The sequence below is a fragment of the Leuconostoc sp. JNUCC 76 genome (genome assembly GCF_053667755.1).
Map to the genome: position 1 here is coordinate 1,820,932 of NZ_CM132206.1, position 20,083 is coordinate 1,841,014.

Here is a 20,083-nt window from a genome sequence, read left to right on the forward strand (position 1 = left end):
TTAATCAGATTTAGCTGCGCATCACGTAGCCAGTACCACGTACTGTTTGGATATATGATGCTTTACTTTCAGGATCATCAATCTTATTACGCAAATAACGAATATACACATCAACAACATTCGTTTCTACTTCAGAATCAAAGCCCCAAACTTCTTTCAATAATTGCTCACGAGATTGAACCACATTAATATTTTCTACTAATGTTAATAGCAAGTCGTATTCACGCTTTGTCAAATTAATAATTTGATCATCGCGACGTGCAATACGATTTTCCTTTTCAATACGAAGGTCTTTGAAGTTAATAATTGAACGATGCTTATCGTTTGTTTCTGTCTCAATTGCAATACGGCGCAAAAGTGAACGAATACGAGCCAATAATTCTTCAATTGCAAATGGCTTTACCAAGTAATCATCAGCGCCATAATCCAATCCCGAAACACGATCAATCACTGAATCACGAGCAGTCATCATGATGATTGGTGTTTTTTTAACTTCACGCAATCGACGTGCAACTTCCAAACCATTTAGTTCAGGCAACATCAAATCGAGCAAAATAACATCATAATCATTTTCTAATGCTAAATCTAGCCCAGAACGACCATCATTCACCGTTTCAGCTTCATATCCTTCATGTTTAAGCTCAAGACCAACAAACTTTGCCAAGTTTTCTTCATCTTCAACAATCAATACTTTACTCATTTTTTGTCCTCAATGTTTTAAATCGGCAGAAGCCGAGTCTATTTGTATTACTTCCCTTTATTTTAGAGCATTTGTTTAACTCTTGCAAGTGTTTTCTCATTCTTTGAAAAAATCGTCTAATTTTGACAATCGAGGGTCAATTTTGGGTTCATCTTCTATCATTTTCTCATTTTCATAAGCTTCTTGACTGATAACATGCCAATCTTTTCCGGATGGTAACTTATCACCGGTCTCTTCCTCAGGCGTTAAAATCTGTAAAGGCAAAGTTGCTATAATATTATCCAAAATAGCATCATCTACATTTAAGGAATCATTCTCAAGTACAAAAACAGCCTCGGTTTCTTCAAAATCCTTGAGACGATTCTCATCCTCAATGTATAATTCAGAAAATGCTAAATTAATTGGCACAACCACAGGGTCTAATGACCGTGAAGACGGCACTGTGATATTTCCTAGAACATTCACGTCTAGAGTGATATCATCATTATCTAAATAGCTAATGCTTACCGTAACTTCAAGTGGCGATAACGCTAAAATGGCTTCTGCAAAACGACTTTTAGCTTGTTCCTCCAAATTTAAAGTTTCTTCGATAATTAACGGACTTTGACGATATTTTAATAATTGATTTTTTGCATATTTCATACTATTTCTCCCAATATAATGGCATTCGTGTCATATCTTGTGTTGGCGCACCTTCGTTTGCCAGTAATTGCCACACTTTACCAGCTTTATAATCTAAGCGCAGATTACTTTTAGCCAAACTTGAATCAACTTTACTGATAAGGGGCAATGTTACTTGTTTTTTAATTTCATTTAAGTATTGCTGTCCCGTTGAAGTAAATCCTAGAATACGCAAGTATGGGTCCTGCATAGCTGTTTGCATCTGGTCTACCTTAATATTAAGCAAAGTATATAATAATGTACGCTGTATTCGAGTAAACGTATAACGCTTAGATTTGGTTGATTTAATAAAGCTTTGATAGCTTTGTGGACCAGAATCATTTAGAGCTGTTTTAGCAAAACGATGCTCCAACCCCTCGGCCATTTGATAAATTTGGCCTAGTTGACCAACTGTATCTGTTGTTAACCGATACTTCAGCATTGACCAAAATTTACTTTCGAAATCAATTGTATTAGCAGCGGTAGCTAATGCTACTTTGGTCGCTTCAGGCACCACATTTTTGATTTTTTCAGTTTTTCCTTTATGTAAAGCCAAACGAATAGATGATGCTGAGGCTATCGATTGTTCGTCTGTAAAGTTGGCATCATGATAATTTGCTTCTGCGCGTTGAATAGGTATAATGCCAATGTTAGCCTGTTGGTTTAGAATAGCACTAGCATAACCAAGCGCTAGAATATCATTAGGCTCTTCCAGTTTAAAGCTAGTTTCAGCCTCTAATTGTTTAGCATACGCACTAGCAAAAGTTTGCGTATGATTCTTAAATTCTTGGCCTTCTGCAATAGTTGGTGCTTGTTTAGCTATGGATAGAAAATCAACCTCTGGATGCTCACTGCCAAATACAATATTATCGACACCAAGAGCGGATAATAATTGAATCGCCCCATCAGCAAAAATATGACTTGGTTGCACTGCAAAAAAAGTGGGTAACTCAATGACTAAATCCACACCATTTTCCAAAGCCATTTGTGTTCTATGCCATTTGTCAAATAAGGCTGGTTCACCACGTTGCACAAAGTTACCAGACATAACAGCTACAACTACATCCGCGCCAGTTAATTTCTTGGCTTGTTGAATATGATAAATATGCCCATTATGAAATGGATTATATTCCGTTATTATTCCGACTGCTTGCATTATTTCACCGCCCTGAAAAACCAACGTTCTGTGCTTTCATCAATATTATTTTGTCCAAAGTTTGCAAAAACTTCAATATCATGAAAACCAGCATTTCTTAAGGTTTCTTGATAAGTCTTCAAATCATAGGTTTGCTCATGATGAATTTCGCGCATAATTTTAAAAGCGTCAATTGCTTCATCATACACAAAAAACTTTAAATCATGGTCAACACTATTCTCTTGCTCACCAGGATAACTAGTCCACATAAAAATGTTTTCATCGTCGTCATCATTATTGTAGTAATAATTATCGTACAATACATTCACTTGATAGGGTGTTATCACATCAAATAAAAACTGTCCACCCACCACTAAATGATCATACACTTGTTGAATAGCTAATTTAAAATCAGATAAATTTGGTAAATAATTTAAGGCGTCTGCAAAACTAACAATGATAGGGTATTCCTTTTTCCAATCAGAAAAATCACGCATGTCAGCCTGCAACAAAGCTAAGTCAACGTTTGCATCATTAGCATGCTTTTGTGCCAATGACAGCATCTCTGGTGACAAGTCTAGCACATCAACAGTGTAGCCAAGCTGTGCTAATAAAACTGCTAACCGTCCAGCACCTCCACCTAAATCCATAATAGGTGTAGCTTTACTATTTTTTGCCACGAAATCAACCCACTCTTGATACAATTCTGAATCAAACAGTTGGTCATATTTTTCCGCAAATGTGGAGTAATTGTTGTTTATTTCATTATTCATAATTTTAATTTTAACATGGTGTCGGTCTGAACGGTTATATTATTGTTCTTACAAACTAAAAAATCGAGACAGTAGCCTCGATTTTGCTTAATTTTCTGTTAATAAATTTTCAAGATTAACATAGGGGGCATCATTCCACAAACGTTCTAGGTTGTAAAAATCGCGACCTTCTGTCGAAAATATGTGCACGATAACATCCCCTAAGTCCATAAGAACCCATTCACCTTCTTGGAAGCCTTCCATAAAGCGAACTGATCCACCCGCTTCTTGTATTTTATCTTTAACTTCTGTAGCAATAGCTTGCACCTGTCGTGTAGACGCAGCGTCTGCAATCACGAAGTAATCTGCCATTAAGCTCACTTCGCGCATATCAAGTGCAACAATATTATTTGCTTTCTTGTTATCAACCGCTTGCACGGCCGTGTTTAAAGTTTCTTGTGTATCTAATGCTGTTATTGTCATATTTTATTTTTCTTTCTTGACCCAATAATTGTATGTTTCGAGTGATTTTGGATAAATAGGTGTTTCTTTGTGGATTAAGCGTGCTAAAGTATGAACAATTTGATATTTAACACCCTGGGCTAAACTTTGGTCAGTAATTGTACGGGCTTCCTCTACCCCTTTGAAATCACGACCTAATTCTAAATAATCTGCCATAAATATAACTTGTGACAACTTATTCATACTAGCGCCTGCACCTGTTGTGTGCTCACTGACAGCAGTTAATATATCTTCATCAACAATACCTAGCTCGTTACGAATCATCTCCGCTCCAACAATACCATGCCAGACATAATTTCCCCAATTGATTAAATCTGGATCCATATGCTGAGCTTTAATAACCTTTATAAAATCATTATCTGATCGCTCTTTGGCATAATCGTGCACCAAAGCAGCAACTTCTGCCTTGTCAACATCAACATCATTGGCCTTGGCCAATTTCACTGCATAGTCTCGTACACGCAAAACATGCTGATAACGATAATCAGATAATTTTTCGGAAACTTTTGTTTCTAAATCAGTAATTGTACCATTAAAATACTTAGTCATATAAGCCTCTATACAAATCGTACTCACGAATAAACAGTGCTTCACGTTCTGGCACCAAATAATTAATACTCTGATTCATACGGATTCGCGTCCGTACTTCTGAGGCGCTGACGCTAATGCTTGGAACATCAAACCATAGCACTGGATAATCGGACGTTGTCTCTTGCCCTGAATGGACACCTGCAGCAAACGTAACAATTTGACTTAACTCATCAATGTGATCCCAAGTGGGTAACTTTCTAACTGTATTTGCACCCATGATAAAATAATATTCATTTTCTGGATGCGTATCCACAAGCTCTTTCATTGATTGGTAAGTATGGGATTCACCGCCATTACGGATTTCTAATAATTCAAGTTCAAAAAAAGGATTATCCAAAATCGCCATGTGAACCAATTGCATTCGATAAGACGGTTCAATTGCGCTAGCATGAGTAGCATCAACCGGCTGTGCATTAGGCATCCAATAAACTTTTTCAAGTCCAAGCTGTTTCCCAACACATTCTGCTAAAACCAACTGCCCAATGTGCGGTGGATTAAAGGTACCACCAAAAATTCCAATACGATGTTTGGCCTCACTTGGTTCTAGTTCTAATTGATGTTTTAGTGCTGTTGTTGATGTTCCAATCATAGCCATCTCCTCAGATTTTTGCTAGATCTAATGAAATCTTCTTATATTTGTCTTCTTTTGCTGGTAAATACAAGACAATCGTACGACCAATTGTCTGTGCAACCGTAATATCTGAATGTGCTTCAATAAAATCAGCAACTTCTTTTGCTGTTTCGTCAGCACTTTGCTGCAAACTAATTTTGACTAGCTCTCTTTTAGCCAATGCCAGAACAATTTCATCAACCCAATTCTGAGTCAATCCATTTTTCCCAACTGAAAAAATTGGCGATAACGTGTTTGCTTGTGAACGTAAATAACGTTTTTGTTTTCCTGTTAATTGCATTAAATCATTACCTTTCGAATGAGGACGCTGACGCCCTTTGGTGCCCAACCAGCTACTTTTATACCTGCCGGTACACTAATCCAACCTAAACCTGAAAAGACAATGTCACTGTCTTCAGTAATGCTGAATTCGTGTTTGATTAGATTTTGTGACTGACTTGGTGCTGGTACTAGTAGCCCACCTGCATGCCGTTCATAAAACTCATCCGCACCAATAAGCTTTGTGCGGTGTAAATTCAAGTTATTTTCAAAATAAGCCGTTATAGCACTACGCGCACCACTGATAAAATCAAAACGTGCCAGACCGCCAATAAAAATTGTTTGTTCTGGATTTAATTGATACGTTCGTGGCTTAATTTCATTTTTTGGTAGTGCAAACTTTAAGTCCTTATCAGTTAGCACATGAGCCATCTGATCGCGCTTAATAATTCCTGGCGTGTCAATTAGTTGCTGACCATCTTCCAATGGAATTTCAATTCGATCAAGTGTGGTTCCTGGAAATCTAGATGTAGTAATCAAATTTTGAATGCCTGTACGAGACTTGATAATTTGATTGATTAATGTTGATTTACCAACATTGGTAACCCCAACGACAAAGACATCACGTCCGTCACGCAAATTATCGATGGTATCTAATAAGTCGTCTAAATTTTTGGGACGTGTTGCAGATGTCAAGAAGACGTCGACAGGTTGAATACCCTGTGCTTTCAATTCAGCGCGTAGCCAATTTTTCAAACGATTCTTATTTAATAGCTTAGGTAATAAATCAACCTTGTTAGCTACTACTAAAATTGGATTATCCTTTCCAACAAAGCGAGGTAATCCAGAAATTGCTGAACCAGTTACATCAAACACATCAATAACATAAACAATCAATGCCTTCGTATCTGAGATTTGATGGAGCAAGTTAGCAAAATCATCATCAGTAAGTTCTACTGGCTGAATTTCGTTATAGTGACGTAAACGAAAACAACGTTGACAAAATAATTCTTCACTACTAATAGATTTTTTGAGGGCACTCATTGGCAAATAGCCAACCTTGTTTTTGTCTTCAACTTGCATCAAAGCTCCGCAACCAATACAGCGCAATCCTTCATTTAATTGTTCTTGAACGTATTCGTCAGTAATTTCAGTTGTCACGTAATGTTTTCTCCCATTTTAGGTGTGGATGTGCTTGAAACACAATTTTTTTTACATACTTTTCAATTCTACGGTTTAACCATGTTTGCCACATATCTGATTCAATGAGGCGTTGTACAAGTACGCTACGTACTCCCGCACCGTGTGCTGCCCAAATATCAGTCAACATTTGGTCTCCCACCATAATGACCTCTTCGCGCTTCAGATGGTGCGTACGTAACACATGTAAAATGCCGCGTGGCATTGGCTTTAACGACCAAGAAACAAACTTGACATTCAAAGGTTTAACTGCTTTTTCGACGCGTTTCGTAGTGTTATTAGAAACCACAATTAATTCAATACCACCATCCCGTAAATCTTGTAACCACTGCTTTAATTCAGGTGTTCCATCTGGGTTGTTCCACGCTAACAATGTATTATCTAAATCCGCGAGTACGGTTTTAATACCACGCGCCTTCAAATCTTCGACAGTTAAATCGTAAATTCGTTCAACCATATATGTTGGTGTAAAGTGTTCTAAGCGCATTATATCCCATCGTCCGTTTATTTTATTCTTTTCCATTATAACAAAAAAACACGTATACCGTGTTACGTGTTTGACTAATACCAATTATTAACTTGCCAATGAGCAATAGCATTAGCAACAGTTCCATAGCGAGCAGAGATATACTTCTGCATTGCTTCTAACTGAACTGCATAATTACCATGATAATCTTTTCCTGGAACATATTGCGCGTAGTAATTTTCAGACAACTGACCAATACCATAGTATGCACCGTTTTGAGCATTGACGTTTCCGCCGCTTTCATGTTGGATTAACCATTGTATGTCTGATGATGCAACCGGTGTTTCTGTTACGGCTGTAACTTGTGTTGGTTGATTACTTTCTGCAACGACCTGCGTTGGTTGCGTCTCATTCACTGTAGCAGCTACTTTTGATGCTTCGGCTGTCGTTGTTGCAGAAGATACACTAGTTACTTGCGCTGTATCTGCAGCCTTTTCTTGTGCTTCACTTGGTTGTGAATTCGCTTTAACTTCACTGTTCTCACTAGGAGTTACTACTTTTTTAGGTACTGCTTCAACTTTAGTAAGTTTAACATCCGTAAATGATGAAATGGCAGAACTAACTGCTTTGACATTCACGGTTTGATTCATACTGGCGGCTTCAGCAGGCTGGTTTTCTGTTTCAAGTTGCGTTCCCAAAACAACTAAAGATAAACCAGTTAATAGGGCACTTATTATTATTATTCTCTTCATCATGTAATCCATTGTGCCGTCAAAATATTACATGAATATTACAAATGATGATAAAAACGTGGTCTAAAAATACTTAATATACAAAACTTTGATAAACGTTTAACTAGATGTGTAATATTTAGTAATTTGGCAACCAGTTAGTTATCACAACCAGTGCAACCATTATTAAATACATTGACCAAGCCCATACAATGTGACCCAAAAATTCAGAGAAATGTTCTGAAAACGGTTGTTTTAAAGCGGATGGAATTGTTTTCATAGCTGGTAAAATAATAATATGGAAAATGATCCAAATCACAATACCGTACACGCTACCTTGTCCAAACGTAACAATAGGGAAATATTGATCAAGCAAAACTAACAATACACCAAAGGCAATCGAAAAAGAAAAGTGCATGATTAGTGCTACATAGTGCACTTTTTGATCAGTAGCATAATAAAAATAGGCATGCGTCCATTTTCGTGGTATACCCATTTGTTGCAGCAACCGCTGTGGCGGATTAGTTTCATCACGTTCTTGTGTTCTTGGTGGCAAGATCGCTTCCCAGCCGATTTTAACCATTCCAGAAATAACCCCTGCAATCGTTCCGATTACAATGACAGCCAACAAAAATTTCAACATAAATTTCTCCCTTACGAACTAAAATAATTCACTTTTTATACTACACGTTATTTTTATATTACAAAAGAGCAACGCTCATAAGAAGGTCGCTCTTTTGTTCAAACTATTAAGCATTAATCACTGTGAAACGCTTTTTTTCCGCACTTGGTTTAATAATTTCTGACACGATCGCTTTGGCCATCGTACCACTGTTTGTAACAGATTCGTTATCCTCACTAAAAAGCAGATAGTCTGTTCCTAACTTATATTGGGTTGTTTCGCCGGCTTGGAAAGTAATACCAGGTGATACACCTGTCCAATTGACATTATCAATATTTCGTAAAAAGTCTAGTTCTTTTTTCTGATTATCTGGTATTGATACCCAAGAGGCAGCATCTGGTAATTTTTTTAAATCCTCTAATAGTAGATGTTTATCATCCCCAGTTATCAAGCTACCTGCGCCTAAAATAAAGATTAAACGTGGAACAGTTGTTTCTCGAAGCAGTCCAATAAGATGGGCTGCCAAGTCAATATGTCGATATGCCATCGCAGGAACTGTAGCAAATGCATTAATAATTACATCAAACTGTAACAATTCTTCTTTAGTCAATGCAAACGCATCTTTTTCAAAGACTTTTGCATCCTGACCAAGTGTTTTATGCGCTTTGGCGGTAGATCTTACAATTGCGGTAACATCAAATCCTTGATCGACAGCCTCTTGATATACTGCAGAACCGGCCATACCTGTTGCGCCAATAACGCCAATTTTAATTGCCATGTTTGCCTTCTTTCTTAATACTAATCATTTAAAGATTTTAAAGCGTACATCATCCGTCATGTATTCTTTAGTACCTGCTGGTGCTTCAATTGATCCAAATGGCATCTGACTACGTAAGTTCCATGATTTAGGTATATCAAATGCTGAATGTACGTCGTCATCTATCAAAGGATTATAGTGTTGTAGGCTAGCACCAATTTCATTTGCTGCCAAGGCTTGCCAAACATTAATCTGGGCCATACCATTTGCTTGATCAGCCCAAATTGGAAAGTTTTCCGCATATAAAGAAAGCTGTTCTTGATATTGCTGAACAATATCATCATCCGTGAAGAACAGGATTGTCCCAACGCCAGCTTTGAAACTATCAACTTTTTGACGAGTTACTTTGTAACTTTCTTCATCAGGAACTTCTGACTTTAATCTTTCAGCAACTATTTCCCATAATTTGTCAGATGATTCACCAAATAAAATAGCGGCTCTGACCGTTTGGTTGTTAAAAGAACTTGGTGATTCTTTAATTGCTAACTGAATTAATTCGCTAATCTCCTCATTATTATCAGATACATTCTTGCCTAATGCATAAATCGATCGCCTTTTCTTAATTGTTTCAATATAATCTTGATTAGCCACGTGTGACACCTCTTTCATTTTGTAGTATACTTTTACTTATAGACTGTAACAATATTTGTTACAGGTAAATCATACTATGGATAATGAAAATTTGTCAAGAAAAAAATATCGAAAAGATACTAGAAAGTGAACATACCCATGAAATACTCTACTAAGTTAAGCGATGCTATACATATTCTAACTTATATCGTCATTAATCAAGGTACCGACCTATCAAGCACGCAAATTGCTAAGAGTGTCAACTCTAACCCTGTGGTTATTCGACGAATTATGTCACAGCTCAAAAATGACGGTTGTTTATTATCAAGTAATGGCCGTGCAGATCCAAAATTATCTCGTCCAGCCGACACAATTAGTTTATTAGATATTTATCGCGCTGTGGAAGAAGACACCTCATTTCTCAAAATTGACACCAAAACAAATCAGAATTGTAATATTGGCAGTCACATTCAGACAACTTTGGATAAATACTATAATCAAGTGCAAGAAGCTGCCGAAAAAGAAATGAATAAAATTAAATTAGCCGATATCATCAAGGAAATTCAAACAGACAATTAAATCAAAAAGCCAAAGATCAATATGACCTTTGACTTTTCACTATATATACAGAAAGCTTATGCTGACACAGCATTCCCATTATTATCAAATTGGTAAACTTTTCCTTGAGCACTTATTAAAGCACTATCTTTTGTTTGAACACCCGTGACTTCATCAAAATGTTGTAAACTGTCGTCAACTGCTTTAAAACCTTTGATAAGTTGGTAATTAGCATCTGTTAAATACCAATTACCTTGATACTCGAAATAATCATTTTTTACAGCGACACCTTGTGTTGCATTGAAATAATAACTAAAGTTAGTATCTGGATCCACAACGATAGCATTTTTCACTTGTTCACCGTTTTGATCGAAGTATCTTAGTACACCATTTTCCAATACAAATCCTGTTTTCGCACGACCGTTATCATCTAACAACATATATTTACCATCTGCTAATTGATAATACTGATTTGTGATCAAATTTCCTGTGTTATCAAAAGCATAGGTAATGCCGTTAATCTTCTGAACACCAGTTACTAGGCGACCATCAGCGACACTTGTATAGAAGGTATCACCATTAGCATCAATGAATTCACCTTTACTTTGATGACCATCATTATAGAAATATTGTTTTTTACCATTAATTGTTTGGAAACCAGTAACAGCATGTCCACTACCGTCAAAATAGAACCATTGATTCTTACTGTTTTGCACATAACGTAGGATAGCTAAGTTACCACTACCTGGTTCAAAGTAATACTTATAACCATCAGTGCCAACCACAAACTTATCCTTAACCTGCACACCATTTTGATCAAAATACTGTTGATGTCCATCAATCGTTGTAAACCCTGATTTAAGCATTACACCAGCATCATCAAAGTAATACGCATTGCCATTTTGATCAGTTATATATTGGTCAAAGACTTGATGACCTTTCTTATCAAAATAAACAATTGTGCCATCCTCGTTTTGTAAGAAGCTATTAACCAGTTCGATACCATTAGGTAAAAAGAAGTAAGTATGATTATTAATATTTTGCAAACCTGTTACTAGATGACCTGTTTTATCAAAATAGTAATAGTTATCATCGTCATCTTGAATAAATGCATTTTGGGCACGATAACCACTTAATGTATAATAAATAATTCCCTTATCATCGTGTGTAAAGCCAGTTTCTGACAAATCATTAGTTAACTGTTTTGGTAAGTAGTCACCATCCTCAGTGTTTGAAACGACCTTAAAGTACTTATTAGAACCCATATCTTTCAATACGTATCCAGCACCTTTACCTTGGATGTTAGAACCATTGAAGTACTTAGCGGCCCACTCAGTAATTTTTACACTGCCATCAATTGGCACACCAGTTGAAATTTGATTCGTTTCAAATAGGGATGGATACAGTGCCTGTAAATCTTCTAAGAAAGCACCACCATACATTGTTTGGTAAGTACCACCACCGCGACTTTGAACAACATATAAGGCATTGTCAATATCAGAATCTGTATTGTCATCCCCATAAGCGTTTGTCCTTGTTACAGTAGCTAATTCTTGCTCTGGCAAATTATAAATTTGATCTGGCACCCAATCAGCAATTGCTTGAATACCGCTAGCATGTAAAGCTTTAATAGCATCGCGCAACTGATCAGCAGTTCCATACTTTGTCGGTGTGCCATAACCTAAGTCATAACGATCCGTGAATGCATACCCGTTTTGAATGATTGAATCTAAGAAACTTGTATCTGTACTTGAACGATATTGTGGTGCTAACTGGAAACTTGTCACACCCCATTGCTTAAATTGATCCGCATTCTGAGCGATGACTACGTTTGTATATTCACTGCTTTCCGTAGCAAATGCCTGGAAGTTTGAGAAACCTTCGTAGATGACCTGAGAATCAAGAGCAGCGTTTGAATGGAATACTTTATCACTCGTGTTCGTTGTTGTGTCAGAAGCTGTTCGTGCATCTTGATCCTGTTGCGCCCCAACCGGAACCCAAACAGCCAAATATCCAGAAACTTGCGGATTTTGTACACCATAAATTGAGTCACTAGTAAAAATCAAATCACCATTATCATCTGTGTATTCTACCGGTGCATTGTCATCAGTATCATAATAAGATAATCCATCGGCAGTTGTTGCTAGTAAAGGACGATACGCTTGATTTTTATGAGCTGCACCCATATGCAAGGTAACTGTATCACCTTCATCTAACTGTAACGATGCATTGTTGCTTACAATAACACCAATACCCTCAGTTCTTGTTTCTGCCGTGCCAGTATCAGTGGCCGTCATCGCATCTTTACCATAACGAACGCTAGTTAGGACATCATTATTATCAACTGACATTGATTGTCCACCAGCAACATACTGTATTCTTGCTTGTAATAAAGTGTTAATCGCATCATAATATGGTGACTTCGTTGCCATATATTGACCATCGTCTGTGTACAAATCACCATAGTACACACGTGGCACTGTGTCTTTATTCGTTAATAACATCGCATAAGCACTAGCCATATTGTATTGCGTATATTTTTTATCTGCTAGTTTTTCATCTTCATTATAAACTTTAAAGGCTGCTGCCAATTGTTCTGTCGTTGGTGCTAGACTATTTTCAACATCTGGATACAAATCTGAAACAATTTGTGCAATAACTGTTTGCACTTCACTATCGTGGGCACGTACAAAACTATAGTTAGGAATTGCTTCGTTTTCTGTACTGTCATTAGATCGATCAACCATATAATAATCCACAAAACGTTGCATTGTACCACGTATGTCAGATGATTTTGTCAATGACCAAATCAACTGAGTGTGCATATAATCATCCATTGTTAATTGATCACTGCCTTGATCCGTTACATACAGCGGATCATTATGACTCCAATCTTCCAAAATTGAAAGATGTTGATTGGCAGTAGCATCATTTTGATCAACACCGTAAGCTAGTTTGAAATAATCGGCAGCAATTTGTAACAAATCAGCATCGACATTATCCACCGCATCAACACGAATTCCGTCGAAATTAGCATCGGCATCATTCGCTGTAATCGTACCAAAATTCATTAAATAATATAACCAGTTTAATTGTTCTGCTTGTACTACGGGATTTGAGTTGTCGACATCATTTGCTAGTAATAATTCGAATCCGCCTTTTGAGTTATCTAAATCATAGGCTTGTTCACCGGTTTGGTTTGTAGGTGTGCGGTTGAGTAATCTAAAGTTCGAGTTAGCATCGGGTGTCAGCGGACTGTTAACATAAGTTAATGCGCCATTTTGTAAATGATCATTACTCATATCTTCACTAGTCTCATTCCACTGTGGTTGCGTAACAATGAAAGCCGCCATTGCATCCTTTAGCCATTCTGTACTTTGTTGCGCACTAATCTTCATTTCAATTGATTTTTGAACATAGTTACTGGCTTCATTTAATAAGCTTTGGCTATCCTCAGTTTCAAAACTGTCCGCATTACTAATGAATCCTAAATCGGCCATGTAGTTTAAATAATTGACCTGTGTTTTCTTATCTGGCCACCACACTGATAATATTGGCCTAAAATCAGTATCTGTAGAAGGTTCCCAGTCTGTTCCGTTACGTAAAATATCTGTTGGACGATACCATGAACTAGCTGTTAAATAGCCATCAATATTCTCAAAGTCCTCGGCATCCGTACCGTGGGCTGCATTATGTTCGCTATAATCCGTGTTTTGTGTCGTCAAACCTTCTTTTATTTCAGAAGTTGTGTTAGAAACTTCTTGTCCCGTGTTCTGATCAAATGTCATTATTTGACCATCAATCACACCAGAGAAACCTTTTTTTAGTTGACCAAGATTATCAAAATAATAATTTTTACCCTCAATATTCTTAATACCAGTAGCAGCGTGTCCTTTATCATCAAAGTAATACGTTGTACCATTTTCAGATTGATAATATTGATTAAAAATCTGTTGTCCTTCATTGTTAAAAGCAACTATCTTCCCATCAATACTTTGCAGCCCAATTAACTCATCACCTGAATCCTTATCAAAATAATATGTTTGATTATCAATTGTGACGTACTGTCCTTTGACTTGTTTACCATCCTCATCAAAATATTGAATATTGTTGTCTATTGTTGATAAACCTTTAGCATTTCTGCCATCATCAAAGTAGTAATACCAACTACCGTCTTTTTCAACGTACTTGCCGCTAACTTGCTGTACTTCTTCTGTAGTCTTTTCAGCAGAACCACTATTAGTTGAAACGGCTACTGATCCGGAATTTTCGTTAGTATCATTGGTTGGAGCGACTTCATTTTGTTTGTTATCGACTTTGTCATTATCAAGCGTATGATCATCTGCCTGTTTTTCTGTCACATTGGTATCAGCAGATTGTGTTTTGTCGTTTGCAGCTGTTGTTGTTACATCGTCACTGGTAGCTGCAGGCTGTACTTTGTCATTTTCTTCTGTAACTGTAGTAGTATCCGTTGCATTATTTGAAGTAGATTGAACGTTATTAGCGCTCACCTCAGGCACACTGCTGTCTCCCAAAACACTTGGTGTTGCTAAAGCAAATGACGCGGTCAGTGCAAAAGTACAAACCCCACCAACTACCCAAATTTTCCCAACTTTATAAAGTTTTTTCCGCATTACTTTTTCTGTAAATGGCATAAGTTTTCTCCTTATATATTCTCTTCTATTACATTGAAAAATTATAACTTAATTTATTTGTAAAAACAGTAAAAATTTCAACACATAATCGACATATTTAAAAAAAACATTGTAAAAACAAGCAATTAGAGAATTATATTAATATTACAAACATTAATTTTTTATAAAAAAAAACATTATTAACTTATCTGGTGATAAGTTAACAATGTTAATTATTATTAATCATTCATTGATTATATTGATTATAAAGTAATAAAAAAATAAAACAAAAACTCATAAGATAAATGATATATAAAAAATATTTAATAAAAATAGTATTTTATATATCCATCATGTGTTCAATAATAAATATAAAGCAATTAAAATCAAACATTATTATTATTTATCACATTATATTTTAATTTTTTATATAATTTATACATTATAAGCAACATACCTAATATAAGGGATTCCACTACTGATGCAAAATCTCGGTGCACATTTGTCTTAGGAAGCTGTAACCCATTATCTTTGAATTGATTCATTTTCTGTTTTTCAAGATTGTTTTGAGAAACTAAAGCATCGGTATCGGTAGTTTGGTTTATGCAGGAAACATCACTAGAGTTATCTTTTGCCACTAAATTATTCAGCTGCGAAGTTTTTCCCTCATTATGGTTTTGCTCACTTTTGTGGGAGTCTATTCTCTCTTCAATGTTAGCGGATAAATTATTTCCATTTGATTGGCCAACTGGAAACGTGCTGTGATCAACTTGATAATAATCCTCCATTTTTTGATTAGGTACGTTATCTGAAAGCCGCTCTTCTTGAACCTGACTGCTATTTTTAATAGAAGAGTACTCTTCTTTAACTATCATTTCCTCCATAGCATCACCGCTTATTTTGAAAGTGCTTAGGGTATTACCTTTAAAGTTCTCCGTACTGTCTCGCACGTTTTTATTATCAATACTGTCTGTAACATCTTTGCTCTCAATACTATTTGAGACCTCTTGATTATCTACTAAAATGTTCTTGCCATCGATTCCGTTTATTCCATCTTTGCCGTCTAAACCATTTTGTCCGTCTTTACCATTTACGCCATCTTTACCGTCTAAACCATTCTTGCCATCAATGCCATTTACACCATCTTTGCCGTCTAAACCATTTTTGCCATCAAGGCCATTTACGCCATCTCTGCCGTCGACACCATCTTTGCCATCAATGCCATTTACGCTATCTTTGCCGTCAACTCCATTTTTGCCATCGACACCATTTTTGCCATCAATGCCATTTACGCCATCTTTGCCGTCAACTCCATTTTTGCCATCAATGCCATTTACGCCATCTTTGCCGTCAATGCCATTTACGCCATCTTTGCCGTCAATGCCATTTACGCCATCTTTGCCGTCAACTCCATTTTTGCCATCAAGGCCATTCACGCCATCTTTGCCGTCAACTCCATTTTTGCCATCAAGGCCACTTACACCATCTTTACCGTCTAAACCATTTTTGCCATCAAGGCCATTCACGCCATCTTTGCCGTCAACTCCATTTTTGCCATCAATGCCACTTACACCATCTTTACCGTCTAAACCATTTTTGCCATCAAGGCCATTTACGCCATTTTTGCCGTCAACTCCATTTTTGCCATCAAGGCCATTCACGCCATCTTTGCCGTCGACTCCATTTTTCCCATCAAGGCCACTTACACCATCTTTACCATCTAAACCATTTTTGCCATCAATTCCATTTACGCCATCTTTGCCGTCGACTCCATTTTTCCCATCAAGGCCACTTACACCATCTTTGCCGTCTAAACCATTTTTACCATCAATGCCATTTACACCATCTTTGCCGTCTAAACCATTTTTACCATCAATGCCATTTACACCATCTTTGCCGTCTAAACCATTTTTACCATCAATGCCATTTACGCCATCTTTGCCGTCTAAACCATTTTTACCATCAATGCCATTTACGCCATTTTTGCCGTCAATGCCATTCACACCATCTTTACCGTCTAAACCATTTTTGCCATCAATGCCATCTTTGCCGTCGACACCATTCTTGCCATCTGAACCGTTCTTGCCATCAACAGTATAAGTATAAATCACCCAAACATTCTGTTTTGGATTAGAAATACTTTTTTGCTCAACAAATACACCGCCATTACCATCGGCAGTATAAGTATAGTGTAATAATCCGTCATTAGAATCGGTAATGCCTGCTACTTCTTGATTAAGTGTTTCTGGAATCTCATATGTTGCTATATCTCCGTCTGAATTGTTACTAATGAAATTACCGACCTCATCGTAATAAGATTGACCACTAGTTCCTTTAATAATCTGTGTTGGCTGTAATTCTTTACCATTTATCCTCTTAAGAACATAGTGAACTGTGACTTCGGATTGATTTTTTACACTTGATGCCATCAAAGTTGGGCTTGCCGCTGCACCATACCCCTTCTGCCCATTTTCAGGTGTTGGTATATCATTTAATACTTCATTTCCCTGATAAACTTCGTCGTTTGAATCAGTAATTTCTGCTACTAACGGTTGAATATTATTGTTTTTTTCGTACGTTATAGTGTTTAAATGATAAGCAACAGTAACTGGATCCATCTTTTCCGGCTTTTTCAAAAATGCTAGTTCATCAGAATTCATATTATGATTCTCATGCCACCAACGCGCATTTTTATTCATCGGAACCGCACCAATATATAATGTTGGTTTATCTGTTGTGAAATCTGTAAAAGATACACCCTCTTCGATAGCATAGTGTTGCGGGTTGGTATCCTCATCCCAATTTGGAGATTGAAAATCAGCACTTGTATTTACATAAGCAAGCCCATTAGGGGCATTGTCTACAATGCCCTCAGCGCTGATATAATCTAAGCCAATTGTTGATTGCTCATTAATAATAGCTGTTTTGGCATCATTCGTTTGAACATACTCTTTGCGATTACCATTCCAGTTATCCCACTCTGGGCCTGCGAAATTTGTCGAACTTAAGGATCCAGACAAAAAATATACTTTAGGTTCCTCATTTGAACCAGGAACCTTAGAAATCGGTACAACTTCATGACTATCACTATAAGTAAACCAGAAAGTTGTTTGCCAATTTAGATTCGTTGCCCATACGTTATCAACCGCATTGCTACTGATAGCTAAATGCGGAATGCCAGACTCCTTATAATTGTTGCTGTCATTCCAATTACCATTTTGTAATTGGAAATCATGGAAAATTTCGTGAAAGTCGACACTTCGCTTATTACCATCAGCATCCTCGATACTTCCAGAACTGGACCACGTTTTTTCGATTGTTGCATTCAATACCTGTGGTCCTGTATACTCCCATACTTTTGTACTATCACTGAGGTTTGAATGTGAACCAATGCCCGTGTATACTTCACTGGGTTCTATATTCGATGTTGGGTTGCTCTCATCTGCGGGTTTTGAAGTATCGAAATTCAAAGCCTGTTTAGCAGCTGATGTTGCAATCTGTGTTTTGCCATCCTTATTTTGCTGTTTTCCCTTATGTAAAGCTGATTCGTATTCTTCAATATGTTGATTAAATTGTTGATTATTTTGCTGTTGTGTCTTTTCAGCATTCTGTAGTTCAGAAATTTGCTGTGCATAGTCACTTGCAATATCGTTTTTGACCTTAGCAATATCCTCCGTATTCTCAGAATCGCTCACTATATTACTTCGGGTAGGTTCCTGTGTAACAGTAACCCCCACACTTTCAGCCGATTCAACAGCACTGACGATTTCCGTATCATCTACCGCCAGAGATGTCTGATTGTCTGGTACAAGAGCGACATCTTTATCATTTTGAACCAAACTGCTTTGCTCTGTAGAATTTCCATCATCAGCACTGACAACTGTTATAGCTGCATTAAACAACGTAACAGCAACAGTTGCCGTTATCCATAATTTTCCTGACTTATATAATTTATACCGATCTTTTCTATTTCCCATATGCTCCCCCGAGTAATTATTGTAAGTGTTCATTATATCATTTTGATAAACGTTAAACAATAATTGTATAACTTTGTCAAACGCTTAAATAAAAAAAATATCCTTGATTTCTTTATCAAGTCCTTTAGCAATTTTTTTAGCCGTTGGTGGCGATGGATGCTTCTTATTATTTAAATATTCTGTCATTAATGAATAATTGACACCTATTCTTTTGGAAAAAATCGCAATGCTTTCCCCGCGTATTGCGATTTCCTTTCTAATTGAAGTAGCATCTCGAAATTGTAGTGTTAGTGACATTTATCTTCCCCATTTTTTATCATAGTGTCATTATATAGGCGTTGTATCACATTGTCAAACGTTTTATATTCTGTTTTGCAACTCATTGTGTTTATGTTTGTTTTTCATTTGTATATAATAAAAGTAAACAATTAACAGGAGGGTTTGCATATATGGTAACAAAAGAACAGTTCGGCCAAAAAATTAAACATATTAGAGAAAAAAAGCATTATACTGTTCGTCAAGCTGCCCTACAAGGTAATTTTTCATCTGCTTATTTATCCCAGATTGAAAATGGCAATAAAAACATTCCCAAAGTTGAAACACTTTATCGAATTGCTAAAGGATTGAGAATATCAAAAGATGAAATATTACATATTGCCGGAATTACTTCCCATACTTCACCTAAACACCCGAACAGTGTAGATCTTGGCAAACAATTTGCCGATGATGATTTACTCTTGTCTTTTGAAGGAAAACCTTTATCCCCAGAATATCGCGAAGCAATTTTGTCCATACTCCGCACCTTGCCAGATGCTGATGAAAAAACAAAAAAGGATTAATTTTTAGTGTACATAGATAATAGAATTTCAAACTATCTTGAACAAATCGTACAAAAAAATGGTTTGACATTAATACATATTGATGGCACAGAACTTGACCCAGATGTGGCCAATGGTCGCAAAAGAGCTATCATCATCAACAACAATTACAAAACAAATTTCAGCTACTATTTTAGAATTTCGCATGAAATATCTCATTTAATTTATACAAGAAGCAATGATACTTACGCGTTTTCTCCGCTTTCAAAATTATCCGATGAAACGGAAGCTAATCTACATGCTATTCAAATTTTAGTAGATTTTTATTTCTCAGAAATTCCCTTAAAACAAGAACGTTGGGATCGGCGGTTTCACTTTATTGAAGCCTTTGGTCTTGGTCAAATAACGCATCTTGTTGAAAAAATATTAGCATAAAAAAAG

The 20,083-nt window shown here is 36.6% G+C and carries 20 protein-coding genes; 3 read left to right on the forward strand and 17 right to left on the reverse strand.

Annotation, left to right across the window (positions count from 1 at the left end; genetic code table 11):
* Positions 1-10 precede the first annotated feature (10 nt).
* From JNUCC76_RS09210 to JNUCC76_RS09275, 14 genes are all read right to left on the reverse strand, one after another.
* The gene (locus tag JNUCC76_RS09210) at positions 11-700 is read right to left on the reverse strand and encodes a response regulator transcription factor (RefSeq protein WP_011680336.1); all 690 of its coding nucleotides are present in this window, start codon (positions 698-700) and stop codon (positions 11-13) included.
* A gap of 96 nt (positions 701-796) precedes the next feature.
* Complete coding sequence (locus tag JNUCC76_RS09215) at positions 797-1,342, reverse strand: YceD family protein (protein ID WP_454154257.1); 546 nt, start codon at positions 1,340-1,342, stop codon at positions 797-799.
* Position 1,343: 1 nt separating this feature from the next.
* Positions 1,344-2,516, reverse strand: coding sequence for a nucleotidyltransferase (locus tag JNUCC76_RS09220; RefSeq protein WP_454154259.1), 1,173 nt, complete (start codon positions 2,514-2,516; stop codon positions 1,344-1,346).
* Positions 2,516-3,268, reverse strand: a complete 753-nt coding sequence (locus tag JNUCC76_RS09225; RefSeq protein WP_454154261.1) for a class I SAM-dependent DNA methyltransferase — start codon at positions 3,266-3,268, stop codon at positions 2,516-2,518. Before JNUCC76_RS09225 ends, JNUCC76_RS09220 begins: the two co-directional genes overlap by 1 nt.
* Before the next feature lie 87 nt (positions 3,269-3,355).
* Entirely contained in the window at positions 3,356-3,730 is a 375-nt protein-coding gene (rsfS, locus tag JNUCC76_RS09230) for a ribosome silencing factor (RefSeq protein ID WP_454154263.1), read from the reverse strand.
* A gap of 3 nt (positions 3,731-3,733) precedes the next feature.
* Positions 3,734-4,318 carry a bis(5'-nucleosyl)-tetraphosphatase (symmetrical) YqeK gene (gene yqeK / locus JNUCC76_RS09235; RefSeq protein ID WP_454154265.1) on the reverse strand — a complete coding sequence of 195 codons (585 nt, stop codon included), beginning with the start codon at positions 4,316-4,318 and terminating at the stop codon, positions 3,734-3,736.
* The gene (locus JNUCC76_RS09240) at positions 4,311-4,949 is read right to left on the reverse strand and encodes a nicotinate-nucleotide adenylyltransferase (protein ID WP_454154267.1); all 639 of its coding nucleotides are present in this window, start codon (positions 4,947-4,949) and stop codon (positions 4,311-4,313) included. Before JNUCC76_RS09240 ends, yqeK begins: the two co-directional genes overlap by 8 nt.
* Positions 4,950-4,959: 10 nt before the next feature.
* On the reverse strand, positions 4,960-5,271 hold the full coding sequence (gene yhbY, locus JNUCC76_RS09245) for a ribosome assembly RNA-binding protein YhbY (RefSeq protein ID WP_454154269.1): 312 nt from the start codon (positions 5,269-5,271) through the stop codon (positions 4,960-4,962).
* Entirely contained in the window at positions 5,271-6,410 is a 1,140-nt protein-coding gene (gene yqeH, locus JNUCC76_RS09250; protein ID WP_454154271.1) for a ribosome biogenesis GTPase YqeH, read from the reverse strand. Before yqeH ends, yhbY begins: the two co-directional genes overlap by 1 nt.
* Complete coding sequence (locus tag JNUCC76_RS09255) at positions 6,400-6,936, reverse strand: YqeG family HAD IIIA-type phosphatase (protein ID WP_072614167.1); 537 nt, start codon at positions 6,934-6,936, stop codon at positions 6,400-6,402. Before JNUCC76_RS09255 ends, yqeH begins: the two co-directional genes overlap by 11 nt.
* Positions 6,937-7,010: 74 nt before the next feature.
* Entirely contained in the window at positions 7,011-7,679 is a 669-nt protein-coding gene (locus JNUCC76_RS09260; RefSeq protein ID WP_454154273.1) for an aggregation-promoting factor C-terminal-like domain-containing protein, read from the reverse strand.
* A gap of 106 nt (positions 7,680-7,785) precedes the next feature.
* A complete protein-coding gene (locus tag JNUCC76_RS09265) occupies positions 7,786-8,289 on the reverse strand; it encodes a DUF1440 domain-containing protein (RefSeq protein ID WP_454154275.1) in 504 nt (167 codons plus the stop codon).
* A gap of 106 nt (positions 8,290-8,395) precedes the next feature.
* Positions 8,396-9,046: an NAD(P)-dependent oxidoreductase gene (locus tag JNUCC76_RS09270; protein ID WP_454154277.1), complete on the reverse strand. Its 651-nt coding sequence runs from the start codon at positions 9,044-9,046 to the stop codon at positions 8,396-8,398.
* A 24-nt stretch (positions 9,047-9,070) separates the two neighbouring features.
* Entirely contained in the window at positions 9,071-9,676 is a 606-nt protein-coding gene (locus JNUCC76_RS09275) for a nitroreductase family protein (RefSeq protein ID WP_454154279.1), read from the reverse strand.
* Between the two features lie 138 nt (positions 9,677-9,814).
* Here JNUCC76_RS09275 and JNUCC76_RS09280 point away from each other — a divergent pair, with 138 nt between their 5' ends.
* Entirely contained in the window at positions 9,815-10,234 is a 420-nt protein-coding gene (locus JNUCC76_RS09280; protein WP_454154281.1) for an Rrf2 family transcriptional regulator, read from the forward strand.
* Between the two features lie 56 nt (positions 10,235-10,290).
* On the opposite strand, the gene JNUCC76_RS09285 is transcribed toward JNUCC76_RS09280, so the two are convergent.
* The 3 genes from JNUCC76_RS09285 to JNUCC76_RS09295 form a co-directional block, all read right to left on the reverse strand.
* Positions 10,291-14,868 carry a glycoside hydrolase family 70 protein gene (locus JNUCC76_RS09285; RefSeq protein ID WP_454154283.1) on the reverse strand — a complete coding sequence of 1,526 codons (4,578 nt, stop codon included), beginning with the start codon at positions 14,866-14,868 and terminating at the stop codon, positions 10,291-10,293.
* A 365-nt stretch (positions 14,869-15,233) separates the two neighbouring features.
* A complete protein-coding gene (locus JNUCC76_RS09290) occupies positions 15,234-18,824 on the reverse strand; it encodes a KxYKxGKxW signal peptide domain-containing protein (RefSeq protein ID WP_454154285.1) in 3,591 nt (1,196 codons plus the stop codon).
* A gap of 84 nt (positions 18,825-18,908) precedes the next feature.
* Positions 18,909-19,121, reverse strand: coding sequence for a helix-turn-helix domain-containing protein (locus tag JNUCC76_RS09295; protein WP_454154286.1), 213 nt, complete (start codon positions 19,119-19,121; stop codon positions 18,909-18,911).
* 152 nt (positions 19,122-19,273) lie between these two features.
* Here JNUCC76_RS09295 and JNUCC76_RS09300 point away from each other — a divergent pair, with 152 nt between their 5' ends.
* Positions 19,274-19,663, forward strand: a complete 390-nt coding sequence (locus tag JNUCC76_RS09300; protein ID WP_072614176.1) for a helix-turn-helix domain-containing protein — start codon at positions 19,274-19,276, stop codon at positions 19,661-19,663.
* A gap of 6 nt (positions 19,664-19,669) precedes the next feature.
* Positions 19,670-20,077: an ImmA/IrrE family metallo-endopeptidase gene (locus JNUCC76_RS09305; RefSeq protein ID WP_454154288.1), complete on the forward strand. Its 408-nt coding sequence runs from the start codon at positions 19,670-19,672 to the stop codon at positions 20,075-20,077.
* Positions 20,078-20,083 lie beyond the last annotated feature (6 nt).